General features: G+C 61.3%; 21 protein-coding genes. 12 read left to right on the forward strand and 9 right to left on the reverse strand.

The features are described from left to right. The first annotated feature begins 1 nt into the window (after nucleotide 1). The 5 genes from QR290_RS08370 to QR290_RS08390 all read left to right on the forward strand — a co-directional run bounded on the left by QR290_RS08370 (nucleotide 2) and on the right by QR290_RS08390 (nucleotide 4,610). A complete protein-coding gene (locus QR290_RS08370) occupies nucleotides 2–712 on the forward strand; it encodes a class I SAM-dependent methyltransferase (protein WP_289204703.1) in 711 nt (236 codons plus the stop codon). Continuing rightward, nucleotides 712–1,095, forward strand: a complete 384-nt coding sequence (locus tag QR290_RS08375) for a GtrA family protein (RefSeq protein ID WP_289204704.1) — start codon at nucleotides 712–714, stop codon at nucleotides 1,093–1,095. The genes QR290_RS08370 and QR290_RS08375 overlap by 1 nt, the downstream gene beginning before the upstream one ends. Then, nucleotides 1,092–3,188: a DUF6311 domain-containing protein gene (locus QR290_RS08380; protein WP_289204705.1), complete on the forward strand. Its 2,097-nt coding sequence runs from the start codon at nucleotides 1,092–1,094 to the stop codon at nucleotides 3,186–3,188. Before QR290_RS08375 ends, QR290_RS08380 begins: the two co-directional genes overlap by 4 nt. Before the next feature lie 72 nt (nucleotides 3,189–3,260). Beyond that, a complete protein-coding gene (locus QR290_RS08385; RefSeq protein WP_085683118.1) occupies nucleotides 3,261–4,187 on the forward strand; it encodes a LysR substrate-binding domain-containing protein in 927 nt (308 codons plus the stop codon). A gap of 57 nt (nucleotides 4,188–4,244) precedes the next feature. Next, entirely contained in the window at nucleotides 4,245–4,610 is a 366-nt protein-coding gene (locus QR290_RS08390; RefSeq protein WP_115076898.1) for a 5-carboxymethyl-2-hydroxymuconate Delta-isomerase, read from the forward strand. A gap of 3 nt (nucleotides 4,611–4,613) precedes the next feature. Here QR290_RS08390 and QR290_RS08395 read toward each other — a convergent pair whose 3' ends face one another. After that, nucleotides 4,614–5,549, reverse strand: coding sequence for a LysR family transcriptional regulator (locus QR290_RS08395; protein ID WP_085605584.1), 936 nt, complete (start codon nucleotides 5,547–5,549; stop codon nucleotides 4,614–4,616). Between the two features lie 209 nt (nucleotides 5,550–5,758). Beyond that, nucleotides 5,759–6,943 (reverse strand): cyanate transporter, encoded by a 1,185-nt coding sequence (locus QR290_RS08400; RefSeq protein ID WP_289204706.1) that lies wholly within the window; start codon nucleotides 6,941–6,943, stop codon nucleotides 5,759–5,761. Between the two features lie 298 nt (nucleotides 6,944–7,241). Here QR290_RS08400 and QR290_RS08405 point away from each other — a divergent pair, with 298 nt between their 5' ends. The 4 genes from QR290_RS08405 (at nucleotide 7,242) to QR290_RS08420 (ending at nucleotide 11,484) form a co-directional block, all read left to right on the forward strand. Continuing rightward, nucleotides 7,242–8,891, forward strand: a complete 1,650-nt coding sequence (locus QR290_RS08405; RefSeq protein ID WP_115076900.1) for a phosphoethanolamine transferase — start codon at nucleotides 7,242–7,244, stop codon at nucleotides 8,889–8,891. A gap of 130 nt (nucleotides 8,892–9,021) precedes the next feature. Next, a complete protein-coding gene (gene rnd / locus QR290_RS08410) occupies nucleotides 9,022–10,155 on the forward strand; it encodes a ribonuclease D (RefSeq protein ID WP_007958043.1) in 1,134 nt (377 codons plus the stop codon). Next, nucleotides 10,152–10,445, forward strand: coding sequence for a YcgL domain-containing protein (locus QR290_RS08415; RefSeq protein WP_085703814.1), 294 nt, complete (start codon nucleotides 10,152–10,154; stop codon nucleotides 10,443–10,445). The genes rnd and QR290_RS08415 overlap by 4 nt, the downstream gene beginning before the upstream one ends. Nucleotides 10,446–10,551: 106 nt before the next feature. Continuing rightward, a complete protein-coding gene (locus QR290_RS08420; RefSeq protein WP_007958054.1) occupies nucleotides 10,552–11,484 on the forward strand; it encodes a D-2-hydroxyacid dehydrogenase in 933 nt (310 codons plus the stop codon). 60 nt (nucleotides 11,485–11,544) lie between these two features. Here QR290_RS08420 and QR290_RS08425 read toward each other — a convergent pair whose 3' ends face one another. Next, nucleotides 11,545–12,138 (reverse strand): nitroreductase family protein, encoded by a 594-nt coding sequence (locus QR290_RS08425; RefSeq protein WP_289204707.1) that lies wholly within the window; start codon nucleotides 12,136–12,138, stop codon nucleotides 11,545–11,547. Nucleotides 12,139–12,417: 279 nt separating this feature from the next. Between QR290_RS08425 and QR290_RS08430 the strand changes: the two genes are divergently transcribed. Then, a complete protein-coding gene (locus QR290_RS08430; protein ID WP_289204708.1) occupies nucleotides 12,418–12,867 on the forward strand; it encodes a YcgN family cysteine cluster protein in 450 nt (149 codons plus the stop codon). A 20-nt stretch (nucleotides 12,868–12,887) separates the two neighbouring features. Beyond that, nucleotides 12,888–14,117 carry a hypothetical protein gene (locus QR290_RS08435; protein WP_289204709.1) on the forward strand — a complete coding sequence of 410 codons (1,230 nt, stop codon included), beginning with the start codon at nucleotides 12,888–12,890 and terminating at the stop codon, nucleotides 14,115–14,117. A 57-nt stretch (nucleotides 14,118–14,174) separates the two neighbouring features. Here QR290_RS08435 and QR290_RS08440 read toward each other — a convergent pair whose 3' ends face one another. From QR290_RS08440 to QR290_RS08455, 4 genes are all read right to left on the reverse strand, one after another. Then, nucleotides 14,175–14,552 (reverse strand): YgaP family membrane protein, encoded by a 378-nt coding sequence (locus tag QR290_RS08440; protein ID WP_007958064.1) that lies wholly within the window; start codon nucleotides 14,550–14,552, stop codon nucleotides 14,175–14,177. An 81-nt stretch (nucleotides 14,553–14,633) separates the two neighbouring features. Next, nucleotides 14,634–15,104, reverse strand: a complete 471-nt coding sequence (locus tag QR290_RS08445; protein WP_007958066.1) for an RNA methyltransferase — start codon at nucleotides 15,102–15,104, stop codon at nucleotides 14,634–14,636. 192 nt (nucleotides 15,105–15,296) lie between these two features. Further along, nucleotides 15,297–15,668 carry a YajD family HNH nuclease gene (locus QR290_RS08450; RefSeq protein WP_007944009.1) on the reverse strand — a complete coding sequence of 124 codons (372 nt, stop codon included), beginning with the start codon at nucleotides 15,666–15,668 and terminating at the stop codon, nucleotides 15,297–15,299. A 49-nt stretch (nucleotides 15,669–15,717) separates the two neighbouring features. Next, nucleotides 15,718–16,404 (reverse strand): spermidine synthase, encoded by a 687-nt coding sequence (locus QR290_RS08455; protein ID WP_115076902.1) that lies wholly within the window; start codon nucleotides 16,402–16,404, stop codon nucleotides 15,718–15,720. A gap of 79 nt (nucleotides 16,405–16,483) precedes the next feature. On the opposite strand from QR290_RS08455, the gene QR290_RS08460 reads away from it, so the two are divergent. Beyond that, nucleotides 16,484–16,768, forward strand: coding sequence for a hypothetical protein (locus QR290_RS08460; protein WP_115076903.1), 285 nt, complete (start codon nucleotides 16,484–16,486; stop codon nucleotides 16,766–16,768). Here QR290_RS08460 and QR290_RS08465 read toward each other — a convergent pair. Next, nucleotides 16,765–17,238 (reverse strand): cyclic nucleotide-binding domain-containing protein, encoded by a 474-nt coding sequence (locus QR290_RS08465; RefSeq protein ID WP_007956482.1) that lies wholly within the window; start codon nucleotides 17,236–17,238, stop codon nucleotides 16,765–16,767. The two genes, QR290_RS08460 and QR290_RS08465, sit on opposite strands and share 4 nt — an antisense overlap. A gap of 108 nt (nucleotides 17,239–17,346) precedes the next feature. Further along, nucleotides 17,347–19,401 (reverse strand): S9 family peptidase, encoded by a 2,055-nt coding sequence (locus QR290_RS08470; protein WP_289204710.1) that lies wholly within the window; start codon nucleotides 19,399–19,401, stop codon nucleotides 17,347–17,349. Between the last annotated feature and the right edge of the window lie 21 nt (nucleotides 19,402–19,422).

Raw genomic sequence — 19,422 nt, forward strand, 5'->3', positions numbered from 1 at the left:
GATGGACCTCAAGGAAACCGACATCCTCGGCGACAGCATCGGCGAGCATTGGTATTACTGCTCCAAAGCGGCTGCCACTCGCCGCTTGCTGGGTGACGCGCCAATCAAACGAATACTCGATGTCGGTGCCGGTTCAGGATTCTTTTCCCACCATTTGTTGACCCACACGGCGGCGCGAGAAGCGTGGTGCGTGGACATCAGCTACCCGGCCGATTCGAGCGCCACCACCGCCGGCAAACCGGTGCATTACCGTCGCTCGATCGACAACGTCGACGCTGATCTGGTGTTGCTGATGGATGTGTTGGAGCACGTCGATGACGACCTCGGCCTGCTCAAGTCCTACGTCGATAAAGTGCCGTCCGGCAGTCGCTTTCTGATGACCGTGCCGGCGTTCCAGTTCATGTGGAGCGGGCACGATGACTTCCTCGAACACAAACGTCGCTACACCCTGGATCAGTTCGAAACTCTCGCCCGAAAGGCCGGATTGACGGTGGAGCGGGCCGCCTATTACTTCGGCGCGGTCTTCCCGATTGCACTGGCGTCACGCCTGATACCCGGCGGCGCTCGGGGTTCGGCACCGCGTTCGCAGTTGAAAAAACATCATCCGCTGGTCAATACGCTGCTGAAATCCCTGTGCAGTCTCGAGTTGCCGTTGATGGGCATGAATCGCGTCGCCGGTTTGAGCGTGTTCGTGCTGGCGCGCAAGCCGTGATGGCCACGCAACGGTCTGCACTGATTCAGCGCGGTGTGCGTTTTGCCGTAACCGGTCTGTTCGTCACAGCGCTGCATGCGTTGGTGGCAGTGCTGTTCATCAATTTCGTCAGTCCCCAGCCTCCGTTGGCCAACGGCGTGGCCTTTGCGGTGGCGACGGTGGTCTCGTATGTGATCAATACCACCTGGAGTTTTTCCGCCCGGTTGCACGGCAAGACTCTGATGCGTTTTCTGATGGTTTCAGCGGGTGGGTTTCTGTTGGCGATGTTCGTGGCCTGGGCGGCGCAGATGGCCGGGTTGCACTATCTCGCCGGAATCGTTGCCGTGGCGCTGACGATTCCGGCATTCACCTTTGTACTGCATAACTTCTGGACGTATCGATGACGGATTCACGGGAGCACCCGGCACTTTCCCTGTTGCCGCTGCTATTGGGTGTTCTGGTGTTTTTTCTGGTGGTCGGGCCGCAAGCGCTGAACCCACAGAACATCGCCTGGCTGGAGCAGGGCGATCCGGCGACGCATTATCTGGGCTGGGCGTTTTTTCGGCATGCGCCCTGGACGTTCCCGCTCGGGCTCAATCCCTCTTACGGCCTGGAACTGGGCAGCGCGATCATTTTTTCCGACTCCAATCCACTGCTCGCGCTGTTGTTCAAACCGTTCAGTGCCTGGTTGCCGGAGACCTTCCAGTATTTCGGTTTGTGGCTGCTGGCATGCTGTGTCCTGCAAGCCTGGTTTGGCTGGAAACTGCTGGGGCTGATGACGCCCCATCCGGTGATTCGCCTTCTGGGTGCAGGGTTGCTGGCGTTTTCCCCGGTGATGTTTTTTCGCCTGGTGGGGCACCTTTCCCTGGCGGGCCATTTCCTGATTCTGGCGGCGCTGTACCTGTCGTTGCTGCCGGATCTGCAACGTCGTCGCCTGGCGTGGGGCACGTTGCTCGCGGTGACGGCCGGGGTGCATGCCTACCTGCTGGCCATGGTTGCGCTGATCTGGCTGGCGGACCTGTTGAGCAAGACATTCAGTCGGACATTGAGCCGTGGGCAGGGGCTGATTGAAGGCGGTGTGCTTTTCGCCCTGGTGAGCGTGTGTTGCTGGCAGGCCGGTTACTTCAGCATTGCTGATGGCGCGGCATCCAGTGGCTTTGGTCTGTACCGGATGAACCTGCTGTCGCCCGCCGACCCGGCAGGCTGGTCCCATATCCTTCCCGGTCTGCCGAAAGAAGAGGGGGATTACGAAGGCTTCAACTACTTCGGCCCGGGTGTGCTTTTGCTGGTGCCGCTGGCATTTTTTGCCTGGTTGCGAAACCGGCAACTTTTGAAGGATGAAGTACGTGCTCGTCCATGGCTGCTGATAGCCATGCTCGGTTTATGGCTGTTTGCGCTGTCGAACCGAATAGGCATTGGCACGTTGACGTTCGAGTATCCGCTGCCGGATCGAATCATTGCCCTGGCCAGTATTTTTCGGGCTTCGGGGCGGATGTTCTGGCCCGTGTTGTATGCCTGCGTCCTGACCCTGATTTTTCTCGTGGTACGCGGTTACCGGCCACGCATTGCCATCGGTCTGCTCGCGGTCGCGCTGTTGATCCAGATTGTCGACACCCGTAACGGCTGGATGGCCATTCGGCAAGGAAAAACGCTGGCGCCGTCATCAGTCTGGAGCAGCCCGATGACTGATCCTTTCTGGGCCAGTGCTGCTGCGCGTTACGCCAATGTGCGCAGCCTGATGCCGCAGAACCAGAGCGATCGCTGGCAGATGATCGCCGGTTTCGCAGTCACCCACGGGATGAAAACCGATGCGGTGTATCTGGGGCGCATGAGCACGTCGGCCCTGGCGCTGGCGCAGCAGAATGCACGGCGGATGTTCGACTCGGGGCAGTACGACGCCGACTCGTTGTACCTGCTGGACGACGATGCACTGGTCGAAGCCGCGCGGACCATTAACAGTGAAACCGATCTGCTGACGCGCGTGGACGGCGTGGTGGTACTGGCGCCGGGCTGGAAACGCTGCAGGGAATGCCTGCAGATGCCTGATGAAGGGCAGCAGATATTGCTTGCGCCCCTCAGTCGTCCAGGGCAAGCGCTGACCTTCAATTATCGCAATCGACAACTGGCCAGTGGCTGGTCGACGCCGGAAAGCTGGGGGACATGGACGGAAGGGCATCAGGCGAAAATCCAATTGCGGGTGCTGCCGCCGGCACGTTCGATCGTGATCGACGCGTTGGCTTTCATATCGCCCGGGCACCCCGGTCAGCGGGTGATCGTCAGTCTGAACGGCCAACAGGTGCTGGAGACCCGTTTGACGCAGTTTCAAGGCAATCGCCTGGAAATTCCGATCAGCGCCGCGCTCAACCAGCGTCTCCGGAACGATGCCCGGCTCGAAATCGAATTACAGCTGCCGGATGCCGTCAGCCCTCGACAGCTGGGGATCAACGACGATTCGCGGATCATGGGTCTGGGGCTGAAGACGTTGACGGTGCAATGACGCACCGTTTCGATGGACGCCGCCCCCACGGCCTTTCTACACTGCCGCAATCTGGGGATCGGGGGGCAATGGATGAACCGCAATGAACTACGCAAGGCCGACATCAACCTGATGGTGGTGTTCGAGACCTTGATGCTCGAACGCAACGTGACGCGGGCGGCGGAGAAACTGTTTCTCGGCCAGCCGACCATCAGTTCGGCGCTCAATCGTCTGCGCACCATGCTTAACGATCCGTTGTTCATCCGCGTCGGCCATCGCATGGAGCCGACCGCCCGTGCCGAAGATATCTACCGCCACCTCAAGCCCGCGCTCGACTCACTGTCGGTGGCGCTGAGCCTGACTCGCGATTTCGATCCCGCCGTCAGCACCATGACGTTTCGCATCGGCTTGTCGGATGACGTCGAATTCGGCCTGTTGCCACCGCTGTTGCGCGCCTTGCGCCAGGAGGCGCCGAGCGTGGTGTTCGTGGTGCAACACGTCGATTACTGGCGGATTCCCGATCTGCTGGCCGCCGGCGATATCACCGTCGGCATCAGCCAGACCCGTGGCCTGCCGGCCAATGCCAAGCGCAAATTGCTGCGGCACATCCAGCCGAGCATCCTGCGCGCCGACAAATCCGACACGCCGCTGACCCTCGATGAATATTGCGCACGCCCCCATGTGCTGGTTTCCCACACCGCCAATGTCAGTGGCTACGCCGATGAGTGGCTGGCGGATATCGGTCGCACCCGTCAGGTGGTGTTGTCGGTGCCGCAGTACAGCTCGTTGCCGGCGCTGCTGGCCGGCACCGATCTGATCGCCAGCCTGCCGGACTACACCGCCGAAGCCATGGCTGCTTCCGGGTTCCTGTTCAAGGAGCCGTTCCCGTTCAAGACCCCGACTCTTGACCTGTCGATGGTCTGGCTCAGCCACGTCGACAGCGACCCGGCCGAGCGCTGGCTGCGTTCGCGGCTGGAGCAATTCATGAGTGAGCGGCCGGTGATGTCGTCGCTGGCGTGAGTCAGGCGTTGCTGTGTTATATGTACGACCTTTCCGCCGAACCACTGGAGCACCGACATGCCACACCTGCACATGGAATACACCGCCAACCTGCCGCAGCTGAACGCCGACGTGGCGTTGATCCGGCTCAACAACACGCTGGTGGGTTCCGGTCAGTTCGGGGCGGAGTTCGATATCAAGAGCCGTGCGCTCAAGGTTGAAACCTTCAAGGTCGGCACCGCCATGAACGAGCGCGCCTTTGTGGCAGTGAGACTGGCCTTGCTCAGCGGTCGCTCCCCGGAGGTCAAGAAGCAACTGTCGCAGAGCCTGTTGGCCGTGTTGCAGGATCTGTGCGAATGGCCGGCCGGGGTCGAGGTGCAATTGAGTGTGGAACTGCTCGACATCGACCGCGAGTCCTACAACAAGACCGCCATCGGCGTGTAGGACTCAGGCCGCTTCCAGCTCCGCGCAGGTCTTGATGACCTGCTCGCGCAGCCAGAGGTTGGCGCTGTCCTGATCGACGTTGTGGCTCCACTGCATGTCGAGGGTGAAACCCGGCAAGCCGTTCGGCGCCTCGCAGTGGTTGAATACCGCGTCGTTGGTCAGCAAACGCTGGATCCGCCGGGGCAGGGTCAGTATGAAATCGGTGCCGGTGATCATCTTCAACGCCGCGCTGTAGCTGTTGGAGCGGGCGACGATCTGGCGTTTCTGCGCCTGGCGCGCCAGCCAGCCGTCGACCATGTTGGTGGTCGACGTCCATGGCGTCGGGAACACATGCCGGCGTTCGGTGAAGGCTTGCAGGCTCAGGCGCGGCTCCAGCGGCGTCGCGCGTTTGTCGAACACGCAAACCAGGTCATCTTCCAGCAGCATGCGTGATTTCAGGTCGGCGTGGCTGCGATGGAAGTGCGGGCCGAAGCAGATCACCAGATCGAGGCTGCCGTCGCGCAACTCTTCGACCGGCACGTCGGTTTCGAACTTGTGCATGTTGACCATCACCGGCAAGTCATCGAAGTCAAAGCGCTTCAACATCCGCGGCAGAATCAGTTGCTCGAAGTATTCCGGTGCGCAGATGTTGAAGGTCACCGGTTGCGCCATCGGATCGAAAGTCGGGGCGCCGGCGTGGCAGAGGTTGATGCTTTCGAGGATTTTCTGCACATGGCCATACATGCTGCTGGCCTTGTAGGTCGGGCGCATGCCCGTGCGGGTGTTGACGAACAAATCGTCTTCGAAGCTGGTGCGCAGTTTTTTCAGGCAGTAACTGACGGTGGACTGGCTGACGAACAGCGCCTCCGACACGTCGGTGACGCTGCTTTGCTCATACACGGCGACAAACACCATGAGATCCTGCATGTCGAGCTTTCTAAGCAAGTTACTGTTCAGCATCCGTTCTGTCTCGCTGTGCTCCTTGCGCCGAATCCGCGCAAACGTGTGCGCATGATCGTAACGGAACGATGGTGCCAGGAGAAAGCCCTGTAGGACTTTTCACGGTCACTTGTGGGACAGAAAGTTTTAGTAACACGACGTACACAATCAAACCCGGAAAAGCTGGCCAGAAGCCTTTATCCAGACGAGGCGGCCTGCCATTCGCCCGGTCAGCCCATGTGCCGGGCGTAATGCCGTGGGTCAAAACGCAGCACCATCAGCAGCATGAGCGCCATCACCGCCGTCAGTGACCACCAGGCCCACTCGAAGCTGCCCAACTGATCGCGAACCATCCCGGCCATCAGCGGCGAGAGCCCGGCAATCAGGTAGCCGATGCCTTGTACGAACGCGGTCAGCTCGCCGGCACGTTGCGGTTCGTCGAGGTGATCGAGGGACACGATCAGGCTCATCGGGAACAACCCGCCGATACCCAGCCCGAGCAGGCAGGGCCACAGCAGGCTCAGGTGCTGCGGACTGAGGATGAGCCCCAGAAAACCGGTGATGATCAGGCCGAGCAGGGCGCCAAGCACCAGGCGTCGGTCACGGCTGTGATTGGCGATGACCGGCACCACCAGCCCGGAAATCACCTCCATGGCCGTCAGAAAACCCAGCATCAGGCCGGCGTTTTGTTCGCTCCAGCCCTTTTCCACGTAGTACGGCGCCAGCCAGGCGAGCACGCAGGTGTAGGACGCGGTGCCGAGACCGAAGAAGATCGCGAGCAGCCAGGCGCGGGAATTCGTGAAGAAGGATTCTTTTCTGACAACAGCCCGGATGGTGTCCGATGACGTGGCGCGGGTTGTCCACCAGACAGGAATGGCGAGCAGTGCCAGAATCGCCCAGGCAGCCAGTCCCGCCCGCCAGTTGCCGGTCTGCATCAACACCCATGGTGCGAACGAAGCGGCCAGCGCCGCGCCGCCCATGATCGAAGTGACATAAAGACCCATGCACAGCGCCACGTTGTCGGGAAACCGCGACTTGATCAGCGCGGGCATCAAGGCCTGGATCAGTGCAATGCCGATTCCGGCCAGAATGGCGCTGGCGATCAATCCGCCCGCCGAGTCGAGAAACAATCGCGAAAACGTCGCCACGCCAATGATCAACAACGACAGCAGCACCGTGCGCTGTTCACCGAGGCGCTGACTGACCGCCATGCCGAAAAACATCGCCAGTCCCATCGCCATCACCGGTAGCAGCGTCAGTAACGCTGCGAGACTGAAACTCAGCGCCATATCGCCGCGAATGGCCGAGAGCAAGGGCCCGACCGCCGCCATCGACGGGCGCAGGTTGAGGGCGACCAGGATGATGCCGAGCATCAGCCAGACAGCGGGGCGGGCAGTGGCGCGAACGTTTTCCATCTTCAGACCTTTGAACCAGAGGCTGTCGATTAGGCGGGCAGGCGAGCGGGGCGGCAAATCAGAAAGTCAGGACCGCTATCGAGAAATTCGATACGGCCCCTCGTCGCCCCGCGACTGAACCACAGCTGAATCATTCTCAAATACTCTGCCGGTTTCATGGTTATTTCATGGGGCAACTAATCGTTGGCTTCTTTTTCACAAAAAATTGATGGTTGCCTGCTTAAAGTTTGTGTTGTCTGAGTCAATGAAATTTTCACAATTGACGACGGCACTTCTTTCAAGGAAATAGCCCCTCGCCATGTTCAAGTTAAAAGCCGTGCGCCCGGAATGGGTGACGTTGTTTGCCAGCGCCTTTCTTTTGGCCGGATTCAATTTCGTTCTCTGGCAACACCTGTTCGACATCACCGCTGCGGACGGCAAAGGCATTGCCATGCGCATTGCATTCGGTGTGATGATCTTCGCGGCTTATAATATCGTGCTGACGTTGCTGGCGTTTCGACCTGTTTTGAAACCTGTGTTGACGTTGTTGTTCATGGTCAGTGCCGGCGTGGCTTATTTCATGAGCCAATACGGTGTAATGATCGATGCAGGCATGTTTCGCAACTTTGCCGAAACCAATGCCACCGAAGTTCGCGACCTGCTGTCTTTGAAGTTGCTGGCTTATATCTTGTTTTTGGGTGTCTTGCCGTCCTGGTTGTTGTGGAAAGTTCCAGTCAACTATCGTCGCTGGCATCGCGAGTTATTAAGCAAAGTTGTGGTGAGCCTCGCGTCGGTTGCGGTCATTGGCGGCGTCGCGTTGGCCAATTATCAAGGGCTGTCGTCGCTGTTTCGCAATCACCACGAAATTCGCCTGATGCTGGTGCCGAGCAACTACATCGGCGCCTCGGCGGGTTATCTGCGCGAGCAGGTGGTATCGGCGCAGCAACCGTTCGTTACGATCGGCGAAGATGCCCAGCGTAACGCCGCCGTGCAGAACCATCCGCGCAAATCGCTGACGGTGCTGGTAGTTGGGGAAAGTGCCCGGGCGGAAAACTTCGGCATCCTCGGTTATGACCGCGACACCACGCCGAAACTGGACAAGGAGGCCGGCCTGATCGCCTTCACCGACGTGCATTCCTGCGGCACCGAAACCGCTGTGTCGGTGCCTTGCATGTTCTCCAACATGGGCCGCAAGGATTACGACGCCAGCAAGGCGAAGAATGAAGAAGGGCTGCTGGACGTACTCAAACGTGCCGGGATCGACGTGATCTGGCGCGACAACCAGTCCGGCTGCAAGGGCACCTGCGACCGCGTCACCCTGCAGGATGTCAGCAATCTGAAAGACCCGGCGCTGTGCGCCAACAGCGAATGCCGCGACGAGATATTGCTGCAAGGCCTGCAAAGCTTCATCGATCACCTGGACAAGGACACCGTGCTGGTCTTGCACCAGATGGGCAGCCACGGTCCGGAATACTTCAAACGCTATCCGAAGGAATACGAGCGCTTCACCCCGGTGTGTGAAAGCAATGCGCTGAACAATTGCAGCCGCGAAAGCATCGTCAACGGCTACGACAATACGTTGGTGTACACCGACCATGTGCTGTCGAGCCTGATCGATGTGCTGCGCAGCAATCAGGACAAGGTCGATACCGCCATGCTGTACCTGTCCGACCACGGCGAATCCCTGGGCGAGTACAACCTGTTCCTCCACGGCACGCCGTACATGCTGGCGCCTGAGCAACAAAAGCACGTGGCGATGCTGGCCTGGTTCTCCGACAGCTATCAGAAGTCCTACTCGGTCGACACTCATTGCCTGCAAATGAGCCGCGACAAACCGCTGAGTCAGGACAACCTGTTCCACTCGATGCTCGGTCTGCTGGAAGTGCAGAGCAAGGTCTACCAGCCGGATCTGGACATGTTCGCCGGCTGCCGGGGCGCGGTGATCGACGGGGTGCTGGCCAAGGACTGAGCCGGCAGACTCACTCTGTAAGACTATTCTTTCCCTCAGGCAGGAGATTTCATCAAGCTCTTGCCCTGTAAAGGCGCGGAAAGCGCCGGTGGCGATATATACTGCGCGCCATTCTTGAAGGGAGAGCCGTGTGGCCATCGATATTCACTGGATTCGCGACAACGATAGCCTCGCGCAGTTTTGCGCCGAGTGGCAGCAGCTGCCGTTCGTTGCCCTCGACACCGAATTCATGCGGGTCGACACCTTCTACCCGATTGCCGGCCTGTTGCAGGTCGGCGACGGCAAACGCGCCTACTTGATCGACCCGCTGACCATCAACGCCTGGCAACCCTTGGCCGCGTTGCTGGAAAACCCGGCGGTGCTCAAAGTCCTGCACGCCTGCAGCGAAGACCTCGAAGTCCTGCTGCGCCTGACCGGCAGCCTGCCGGCGCCGCTGTTCGACACCCAACTCGCCGCTGCCTATCTGAACCTCGGGTTCTCGATGGGCTATTCGCGTCTGGTGCAGGAAGTGCTCGGCATCGAACTGCCGAAGGGCGAAACCCGTTCCGACTGGTTGCAGCGTCCATTGTCCGACACGCAAATCAGCTATGCCGCCGAAGACGCCGTGCATCTGGCGGAGGTTTTCGTACAACTGCGTCCGAAACTGTCTGACGACAAATTCGCCTGGGTACTGGAGGACGGCGCCGAACTGGTCGCCAACCTGCGCCGCGAGACCGATCCGTACGAGGTATACCGCGAGGCCAAACTGGCGTGGAAACTGTCCCGCGCCCAACTCGCTGTGCTGCGTGAGCTGTGTGCCTGGCGTGAGCGCGAGGCCCGCGCCCGCGATCTGCCGCGCAATCGCATCGTGCGTGAACACTCGCTGTGGCCGCTGGCCCGGACCCAACCGGACAACCTCAGCGCGCTGGGCAAGATCGAAGACATGCACCCGCGTACCGTGCGTCAGGACGGCGAGTTTCTGCTTGATCTGATCAAGCGCTCTGGCAGTGTGGGGCCTGATCAATGGCCGCCAGCCGTGCCGGAGCCGCTGCCGATCGAAGCCGCCGCGCTGATCAAACAGCTGCGGGCGCTCGGTCAGGCCGAAGCTGAACGTCTGGGCATCGCGCCGGAATTGATGCTGCGCAAGAAAACCCTCGAAGCGCTGGTCAAAAGCGGCTTCCCCGAGGGCCCTTACCAATTGCCTGATTCGCTGCGTGGCTGGCGCCGCGAATTGATGGGCCAGAAGCTGCTCGACAGCCTGGCCACCGCCGGAGAACAGCCTTGAAACGTATTTGTTCCATTTATCAAAGTTCGAAGAAAAGCGGCATGTACCTGTACGTGCTCAAGAGCGATGCGCTGGAGCGTGTGCCGGAAGGTCTGATGGCGGCGTTCGGCAAGGCGAAGCACTCCTTCGATCTGGTGCTGACCCCCGAGCGCAAGCTGGCCAGCGAAGACATCGCCGTGGTCCTGGAAAACCTCGACAAGCAGGGCTACCACCTGCAAATGCCGCCGGCCGAGGAAGAGTACATCGAGCACTTGCCCGAAGAGTTGCTGCGACGCAACGATCCGGTCTGATCCGCGAGGCCCTGTCCTGGGCCTCTTGTAACCCCTGGAACGGTTTTTACGGCGACGGCTGCCACGAAGTGGGCGGCCGCCTGCACGGTTTGCGAAAGGTTTGAAGATGCGCGTTCTGATTGCTGAACACGACCACGCGATATACGCCCGACTGCTGCGTCAGGCGGCCCCGGAGCTTGAAGTGCTGACCAGCGGCGACTCCGCCGAACTGGCCCGCCAGGCCGTCGATTGCCCGGTGTGGCTGGGCCAGCCGGATCTGCTGGCAACCCTATTGCGTCAAGGCCACCAGCCACAATGGCTGCAATCGACCTGGGCCGGGATCACGCCGCTGCTGGCCGACGGCCTGCGCCGGGATTACCGCCTGACCCGGGCGGTCGGCATTTTCGGCCAGGTCATGGCTGAATACGTGCTGACCTACATGCTCGGCCACGAGCGCGAAGTGCTGGCGCGACTGGTCAGCCAGGTCGAGCGCAAGTGGGACAACCGCACCGGCCAGAGTCTGGTCGGACGCAAAGTGCTGATCGTCGGCACCGGTGACATCGGCCAGAGCGTGGCGCAGTTCCTGCTGCCGTTCGGCGTCGAGTTGTACGGCATCGCCAGCAGCGCCCGCGAGCAGGCGCCGTTTGTCGAAGTCGGTTCGATGGCTGACCTGCCTCGGCTGGTCGGCGAGGCGGATTACGTGGTCAATCTGCTGCCCAATACCGAGCACACCCACGACATCTACGACGCTGCGCTGTTCAAGCAATTCAAGCCGACCGGTTTGTTCATCAACGCCGGGCGCGGTGTCGCGGTGGTCGATGCGGATCTGGTCGAAGCGTTGAAGGAAGGCCATCTGGCTGGCGCAGTGATCGACGTCTGCCGTCAGGAACCGTTGCCGCAACGACATCCGTTCTGGACCGCGTGGGGCTTGCTGTTGACCGGACACAGCTCGGCGCCGACCTCGCCGCCGATGATGGTGCAGCTGTTTCTGGATAACTTGCGGGCGTATCAGGCGGGAGAAGCGTTGCGCGGGGAAGTGGATTTCGCACGCGGTTACTGATTCGCCGCGATAAAAACTGTGGGAGCAAACTTGCTCCCACAGTTCGTTTTGCAGTGTGGCTTACAGAGTGAAATCACCTTCAGCCGCCAGCTCGCTCAGCGGGCGACGCGGGCTCGGCGTTTCCCGCGCTTGCAGGTAATCCGCCAGGGTTGCCTTGTCACCCAGCTTGCCCACCGCAACGGCGGCGTGCAGCGCATAACCTTCCGGAATGTTCAGCTCCTTGCGCGTCAGCTCCTGATCGAAGCCGGCCATGCCGTGGGTGTGCCAGCCGCTCAGGCTCGCTTGCAGCGCCAGATGGCCCCACGCAGAACCGGTGTCGAAGGTGTGCCACAGCGCCGGCGTTTCTTCGCTTGCGCCCGGTGCGGTGAAAGTGGTTTTCGAAATCACGATCACCAGCGCCGAAGCGTGCTGTGCCCAGCTGCGGTTGAATTCATTGAGCAGACCCAGGTAACGCTCCCAGTTCGGCGTGTCGCGACGGGCGTAGAGAAAACGCCACGGCTGCGAGTTGTACGCCGACGGCGCCCAGCGCGCGGCTTCGAAGAAGCTCAGCAGGGTTTCCTCGGAAATCGCTTCGCCGGTGAAGGCGCGGGGCGACCAGCGATCGGTAAACTGCGGGTGAATGGCGTATTCGGCAACGCGAGGGTTGGCACTCATCGAGAGATTCCTTGCTACGTTTGAGGACAGGTTGGAAGCGAAACCCGGCGGGATCAGTTGGGCTGAACGATGGGGTTGTGGCGCAAGCCTGCAGCTCACCGGAGGCAACGCGGTCGAGCGTTAATGGCATCCGGCAAAGGCCTGGTGTGACCGGCAAAGCTACTTGGCCGCGCAAAAACTGACAAGTCCTGCACAACCGGCAGTCGCCAGCGCTTGGATCACGGGGCCTTGGGCACTAGACTGGCGGCCTTTTCACCACCTGATGTTGATGCTTGAGCCATGGCCGCCAAAGTCGAACCGTTCTGGATACGCAAAACCCTCGATCAACTCGATCACGAGGAATGGGAATCGCTGTGCGACGGTTGCGGCCTGTGCTGCCTGCAGAAGCTCGAGGATGAAGAAGACAACAGCGTCTATTACACGCGTATCGCCTGCAAACTGCTGGACCTGAAAACCTGTCAGTGCAGCGATTACCCGAACCGCATCAGTTTTGTCCCGGACTGCATCCAGCTCACCCCGGGCCAGGCCGAAGAGTTCAAATGGCTGCCGCCGACCTGCGGTTATCGGCTGGTCAGCGAAGGCAAGGATCTGCCGCTATGGCATCACCTGGTCTGTGGTGATCGCGACGCGGTGCACCACGAACGGATTTCCCAGTCCGGGCGCATGCTCGCCGAAGGCAGCGTGCCGGAAGACGACTGGGAAGATCACCTGATTTTCCGCGCAGGTTAACGATTGACCAAGGAGCAGGTATGGCGACGGGATTGCGCCGCGCGCTGATCGTCACGTTGCTGGCGCTGAGTGCGCCGGTGTGGGCGGCGAAGAAAGTCGATCTGGATTATCAGATACGCCTGCTGCCGCAGAGCGATCAGGCCGAAGTGCGCCTGACCCTCGCCAAGGGCGAAGCGGTGCGCAGCCTGGATTTCGATCTCGGCGATGGCAGCCACTACAGCGACTTCAAGGCCGACGGCCAGTGGCAACTGACGCCGGGCAAACCGGCGCGCGGGGTCTGGCACCCGGCGGCGGACAAGGCCAGCCTGACCTACCGCGTGCGCATCAGCCATGGCCGCAAGAACGGCAGCTTCGACACGCGCATGACCCCGACCTGGGCGCTGATGCGCGGCGATGAACTGGTGCCGCCAGCCAGGCTCGATCAACAGGACGGCATCGAGCTGGTCGCGCGCCTGCACTTCGAATTGCCCGACGGCTGGAAAAGCGTCGAAACCGCCTGGCCGCGCATCGGCAAGAACAAATTCCGCATCGACAATCCGTCACGCCTGTTCGACCGCCCGACCGGCTGGATGCTCGCCGGCCACCTCGGCAGCCGCCGCACCCGGCTGGGTGAAACCGAAGTCACCGTGGCGTCGCCGCAAGGGCAGGGCATGCGCCGGATGGATGTGCTGACGCTGCTGACGTTTGTCTGGCCGCAAGTGCAGGCGGTGTTTCCGCGCCATCCGACCAAACTGCTGATCGTCGGCGCCAACGATCCGATGTGGCGCGGCAGCCTGGCGGCGCGGGAATCGATCTACCTCAACACGCGGTTGCCACTGGTCAGCGAAAGCGGCAGCAGCGCCTTGGTGCGCGAGCTGGCGCAGGTGTTCGGGCGGATCAACGACGAGCAGCGCAGTGACTGGATCAGCGAGGGTTTTGCCGAGTACTACGCCATCGAACTGATACGCCGTGCCGGCGGCATGAGCGATGAGCGTTATCAGGCGTTGCAGGCGAAACTGGCCAAAGACAGCCAGAAGGTCACGACCCTGCGCGGTGAGCAGATCAGCTCGGCGCAGCTGTCGAAAGCGGTGCTGCTGTTACAGGAACTGGACGGCGAGATTCGCCTGAAGACCCGCAACAAGCGCTCGCTGGATGACGTGCTGCGCGGGGCGATGCATCTGGGGACGGTGGACACCAAAGAGTTCGTGCAACTCGCCGAAAGCATTCTCGGCGAGTCGTCCAAAGTCCTTGATACCGGGTTACTGCAGTAAAACCGCCATCGCTGGCTTGCCAGCGATGAGGCCATCAGCCTCAAGGCAAATCGAGAATCAAACCCCGGCTTTCGGCGATTTCACCGAGTCATTGCCGGTCACGGTGGCGGTCTTGGTCGCCGCTTCGGCATTGGCCTTGAGCTTGCTCAGCTCTTCACCGGCCCGCTCGATCTTCGCCCGCACGTTGTTCATGTCCTGACGGCTTTTCTCCAGCAGGCTTTTCACCGAGCTGTGGCCGGTGATGCCGCGGGCCATGGCCACGCCGCCAATCGCCACCTGAATCAGCCCGAACACCCCGCCACGGCGCAGGCCCTTGCCGACCATGATCACGCCGCCGGCCAGCGAGCCGATGCGCTCCCAGCCTTCGACGTTCTGCTCGGAACGGCTCTGGAACGGGGTGGATTCGATACGCTCGACGCGTTTGAGCTCGGTCATGATCTTTCTCCAGGCAATGAGTAATCGATAAACAAGCTGACTGCACAGGCGGTCAGCTCGTTCCATCGGATGTGCGGCGTTTCAGCGGAATTTCGGCCCGGAGCGGGTGTTCAGGCCTTTGGCCATGCGGTCGTAGAGCACGACGTTGACCGTGGCGGCGAGGTTCATGCAGCCGGTGGTCGGGATGTACACGACGTCTTCGCACCAGTCGCGGATCTCTTGATCCAGCGAGCCGTCTTCGGGGCCGAAGATGTACAGGGCGCGATCCGGGTGGGTGTATTCCGGCAGCGGGCGGGCGCCGTCGACCAGTTCCACGGCGACCGGGACGCAGTTGAGCGGCAGGATCTTTTTCAGGTCGTCGATGCCGATCAGCGGGATGTCGTAGTGCACGCGCTTGGTGTCGGTGACGAAATCGGCGGCGCGCTCATAGCGCTTGCCGGTGTAGAACACGGTCGACACGCCGTAGCAGCCTGCGGCGCGCATCACCGAACCGACGTTTTCCGGTGATTTGGGGTTATACAAACCAATGCAGCTGTACCGTTTGTCTGCCACGAGCGGGGTGCCTTCGGGAAAAAGAGGGCGATTATACGGGGATTGGGGGAGGGGTGTTCAGTTTGAGATTGGCGGTGTCTGCCCAGCCGCCTTCGAGAGCAGGCTCGCTCCCACAGTTGAACGGTGTCGTACACAAAATCAATGTGGGAGCGAGCCTGCTCGCGAAAGGGCCGGGTCAGGCGCTGAAGATCTTCAGTCTTCTTTCTTCATCAGCCCGGCCAGCGCCGCAAACGGGTTGTGCGTGGCCTTGGCGATTTTCGGCGTGCTCAGCGAGCCTTCGCCGAAATATTGCTGGTCGGTGTAGCGCGAGTGTTCGTTGTCGTGGCAGTACAGGCACAGCAGTTCCCAGTTGGAACCGTCCTGCGGGTTGTTGTCGTGGTTGTGGTCGCGGTGGTGCACGGTCAGTTCGCTCAGGCGCTTGCCGGAAAACTCGCGGGCGCAGCGGCCGCACACGTGCGGGTACATCTTCAGGGCCTTGTCGCGGTAGCCCATTTCCTTGTCGCGCTGGTTGTCGGCGAGGATGCGATCCAGCTTCGAAGTGTTGGTCGGGGTGGACGAACTCATGGGTTCACCTTTGTAGAAAGACTAATGACGGTTATGAGGCAAGTTTAGCTCAGCCCTTGAGCTTCTCGGCAATCCAGATCGTGTGGCGGGTGCCCTTGTTGCCGTGGGCGAAGACCTGCACTTCCTCGGCCTTGAAACCGGCCTTCTTCAATTTGTCGGAAAACTGCCGGTCGGCGCTGGCCGACCACACCGCCAGCACGCCTTTGGGGCGCATCGCCTTGGCGCAAGCGGAGAGGCCTGCGGCGGAATACAGCCAGCTGTTGGCCTTTTGGGTCAGGCCTTCGGGGCCATTGTCGACGTCGAGCATGATCGCGTCGAAACCGTTCGGCTCGCTTTGCAGCACCTTGGCCACGTCTTCCTGACGAATCACCGTGCGCGGATCGAGCAGCGGGCGCCCGGACTTTTCACCGAGCGGGCCGCGATTCCACTCGACCACGCCGGGCACCAGCTCGGCGACCACCACTTCGGCGCTCTTGCCCAGATGCTTGAGCGCGGAGGCGAGGGTGAAGCCCATTCCCAGCCCGCCGATCAGCACTCGCGAATTCGGCCGGCCAGCGACCTTGCGGCACGGAATTTCGGCCAATGCATCTTCGGAACCGTGCATGCGGGTGTTCATCAATTGGCCGCCGTCGCCGCCCTGGATCTTGATGACGAAGTCCTCGCCATACTCGAACAGGCACAGGGCGCCACCGTTGTCAGGGATCGGCGTGGTGTCGAGCAGAACGAAACGTTTCATGGAAATCTCTACAGGGGGGAAGGCAAGCCGGCGCGTTGGGAGTAGCCTGAGGGCAGACTTCAGGCCAACGGAGCCCTTGATGAAGCGCACCATTCTAACGGTCATTACCCTGGCCGCGCTCTCGATAACTGCCGTACAGGCGCAACAGACGATTCCCGTCAGCCCGACACCGCAACCGGGCTCGCCCGGCACTGCGACGCCAACCCCGTATCCGCAGATCAGCCCGGTGCCGATTCCCAAGACCGGCCCCGGCAGTGGCGGCCCACCGCTGGTGCCGATCGAAATGCCCAGCCCGCCGACCAAGGATCAGCCATTGCCGGGCCTGGAACAGAACGACAGCAAACCCAAATCCCCGGGAGGCTAGATCTGCTGGGCGGCGAGCTGGCCGTCGGCCATGCGCAGGCGTTTGGACAGGGAAACGGCGAGGGCGCGGATGATCTTGGCGGCGATCTTCGGTGCGTCGTTGAGCATTTTTTCCAGCGAATCCTTGCCGAGGTTGAGCAACTGACAGTTGCTCGCCGCCACGCAAGTCGCCGAGCGGCGCTCGCCGTCGAGCACGGCCATTTCACCGAACGCCCGGCCACTGCGCAGGGTGGCCATGGTCACGACCTGGCCGTCGCCGCCGGTTTTCTGCACGGCCACCTGGCCGGTGTGGATGATGCACATGAAACTGCCGGCGTCGCCTTCGCGAAAGATTGCTTCGCCTTCAGCCACGGTGCTGATGCTGAAGTAGCCCGAAGCGGCGGCGAAATCCGCCAGTTGCAATTGATCGAACAGGCCGCAGTCCATCAGCCAGTCGCGGATTTCGTTGTTCAGTAGGGTTGGTTCTGACATGTCGTGCGGTCTTTTTGTTGTGTCGGGTGGCAGGCTCGCCACCGGGGGCCGATCTGCTTATCGGCTCCCGGTGCCCGGAATTAAGACCTGACTGACCGGCGGAGTTCCTCAGGCAATGCCCAGAACCTTGAAAACAAATGCATATTCGAGCGCTACGTCACGTAATCCCTGGTAACGCCCGCTCATCCCGCCGTGGCCGGCGCCCAGCTCGGTCTTGAGCAGCAATGGATTGTCATCGGTCTTGGTCGCGCGCAACTTCGCCACCCACTTGGCTGCTTCCCAATACTGCACGCGGCTGTCGTTGTAGCCGGCGATTACCAGTGTTGCGGGATACACCTGTGCAGTGACGTTTTCGTACGGCGCGTAGGCCTTGATCCGCTCGTAGACGTCCGGTTCTTCCGGGTTGCCCCACTCGTCGTATTCGGTAACGGTCAACGGCAGATCCGGGTCGAGCATGGTGTTGAGCACATCGACGAACGGCACTTCGGCAATCGCCACGCCAAACAGATCCGGACGCTGGTTGAGCACCGCGCCGATCAGCAGTCCACCGGCGCTGCCGCCACTGATCGCCAGTTGTGGCGCGGTGGTGATGCCGTTGAGGATCAGGAATTCGGCGCAGGCAATGAAGTCGCTGAACGTGTTGTGCTTGTGCTCCTGCTTGCCGGCGCGGTACCAGGCTTCGCCCAGCTCGCCGCCACCACGGACGTGGGCGATGGCGAATGCCATGCCGCGATCCAGCAGACTCAGGCGGGCGTGGGAGAACCACGGGTCGAGGCTCGAACCGTAGGCGCCGTAACCGTAGAGGTACAGCGGCACCGGTTTGCCGAGCATTTCGCGTTTCATCACCAGACTGATCGGCACCAGTGTGCCGTCCGGAGCCGTGGCCCACAGGCGCTGGCTGACGTAGGCGTCGGCGTCGAACGGGCCGAGCACCGGGGTTTCCTTGAGCACTTCCTGTTCGCCGGTAGCGAGGATCAATTGGCGGACCTGAGCCGGACGATTCAGCGCTTCATAGCGCAGGCGAATGCGGTCGCTTTCGAATTCAAGGCTGTTTTGCACATAGAGGCTGTAGGCCGCGTCCGGCAATTGCACGCGATAAGGCGCCAGACCGTGTGGGCGAACTTCGATGATCGGCAGCCCACCTTCGCGCAGGCTCAGGGTCAGGGCTTCGGCGTTGAGGGTCACACCATCGAGCATCACCGAATCGCTGTGCGGGATCAGGTTCTGCCAGTCGGCTTCGCTCGGTGCGATGCCAGTGTCCGGCGCCTGATACAGGGCGAAGTTGATGCCGTCGCGGTTGGTGCGGATGAACCAGGTCCACTCGCCATCGAGTTTGCCGTGATCGACGTCGTACTCGTGATCCTCGACCCGAGGCGCCAGGCAAGTGAACGGTTGGTGCGGCTGATTGGCGTCCAGCGCCCAGACTTCGCTGGTGGTCTTGCTGCCCAGCGACAACAGCAATTGCTGTTCGGAGCTGGCGCGGTAGCAATGCAGGAAGAAACGCCCGTCCGGTTCGTGGAAGACCTCTTCGGCGGCAGTGCCGTCCAGACGATAGCGGAACAGTTTGTGCGGGCGATGGGTGTCGTCGAGCACACCGAAGAACAGGGTCAGGCTGTCATTGGCCCAGGTCATGCTGCCGTCGCAATCCTGGAACTCCAGTTCGCTGACACGCTCGCTGGACAGTTCCTTCACGAACAGCGTGTAAATCTCGTCGCCCGAGGCATCGACGCTGTAGGCCAGACGCTGGTGGTCCGGGCTGATGCTGAAGGCGCCGAGGGAGAAAAAGCCGCCGTTGGCCAGAGCGTTCGGGTCGAGCAGCAGCTGTTCGCGGCTTTCATCGAGGGTCAGGCTGTCGTCGGCCGGGCGCGGGCAGCGGTAGTGGCGGGCGTATTCATCACCCGCAGTGGTGCGGGTGTAATACAGGTACGGCCCCCATGGCGACGGCAGGGACAGGTCGGTTTCGAGGATCCGGCCCTTGATCTCCTCGAACAGGGTTTCGCGCAGTTCGGCCTGATCGGCGGTCTGTGCCTGCTGATAGTCGTTTTCAGCCTTGAGGTAGTCGAGCACCGCGTCGGTGTCGCGTTCCTGCAGCCAGGCGTACGGGTCGTGACCGGCGGCCTTGTGGGCAATCGGGGCGCTGATGACGTTGGCGGATACGGGCATGGAAAGCTCTCGGACATGACA

This window comes from Pseudomonas fluorescens (assembly GCF_030344995.1).
Lineage (GTDB): Bacteria > Pseudomonadota > Gammaproteobacteria > Pseudomonadales > Pseudomonadaceae > Aquipseudomonas > Aquipseudomonas fluorescens_BF.

Coding starts and splice junctions, on each gene's coding strand:
- QR290_RS08385 (WP_085683118.1), top strand. CDS start 3,261: ATGAACCGCAATGAACTACGCAAGGCCGACATCAACCTGATGGTGGTG.
- QR290_RS08390 (WP_115076898.1), top strand. CDS start 4,245: ATGCCACACCTGCACATGGAATACACCGCCAACCTGCCGCAGCTGAAC.
- QR290_RS08440 (WP_007958064.1), bottom strand. CDS start 14,552: ATGACCGAGCTCAAACGCGTCGAGCGTATCGAATCCACCCCGTTCCAG.
- QR290_RS08425 (WP_289204707.1), bottom strand. CDS start 12,138: ATGAGTGCCAACCCTCGCGTTGCCGAATACGCCATTCACCCGCAGTTT.
- QR290_RS08450 (WP_007944009.1), bottom strand. CDS start 15,668: ATGAGTTCGTCCACCCCGACCAACACTTCGAAGCTGGATCGCATCCTC.
- QR290_RS08375 (WP_289204704.1), top strand. CDS start 712: ATGGCCACGCAACGGTCTGCACTGATTCAGCGCGGTGTGCGTTTTGCC.
- QR290_RS08465 (WP_007956482.1), bottom strand. CDS start 17,238: ATGTCAGAACCAACCCTACTGAACAACGAAATCCGCGACTGGCTGATG.
- QR290_RS08470 (WP_289204710.1), bottom strand. CDS start 19,401: ATGCCCGTATCCGCCAACGTCATCAGCGCCCCGATTGCCCACAAGGCC.
- QR290_RS08460 (WP_115076903.1), top strand. CDS start 16,484: ATGAAGCGCACCATTCTAACGGTCATTACCCTGGCCGCGCTCTCGATA.
- QR290_RS08400 (WP_289204706.1), bottom strand. CDS start 6,943: ATGGAAAACGTTCGCGCCACTGCCCGCCCCGCTGTCTGGCTGATGCTC.
- QR290_RS08430 (WP_289204708.1), top strand. CDS start 12,418: ATGGCCGCCAAAGTCGAACCGTTCTGGATACGCAAAACCCTCGATCAA.
- QR290_RS08435 (WP_289204709.1), top strand. CDS start 12,888: ATGGCGACGGGATTGCGCCGCGCGCTGATCGTCACGTTGCTGGCGCTG.
- QR290_RS08395 (WP_085605584.1), bottom strand. CDS start 5,549: ATGCTGAACAGTAACTTGCTTAGAAAGCTCGACATGCAGGATCTCATG.
- QR290_RS08455 (WP_115076902.1), bottom strand. CDS start 16,404: ATGAAACGTTTCGTTCTGCTCGACACCACGCCGATCCCTGACAACGGT.
- QR290_RS08380 (WP_289204705.1), top strand. CDS start 1,092: ATGACGGATTCACGGGAGCACCCGGCACTTTCCCTGTTGCCGCTGCTA.
- QR290_RS08405 (WP_115076900.1), top strand. CDS start 7,242: ATGTTCAAGTTAAAAGCCGTGCGCCCGGAATGGGTGACGTTGTTTGCC.
- QR290_RS08420 (WP_007958054.1), top strand. CDS start 10,552: ATGCGCGTTCTGATTGCTGAACACGACCACGCGATATACGCCCGACTG.
- QR290_RS08370 (WP_289204703.1), top strand. CDS start 2: ATGGACCTCAAGGAAACCGACATCCTCGGCGACAGCATCGGCGAGCAT.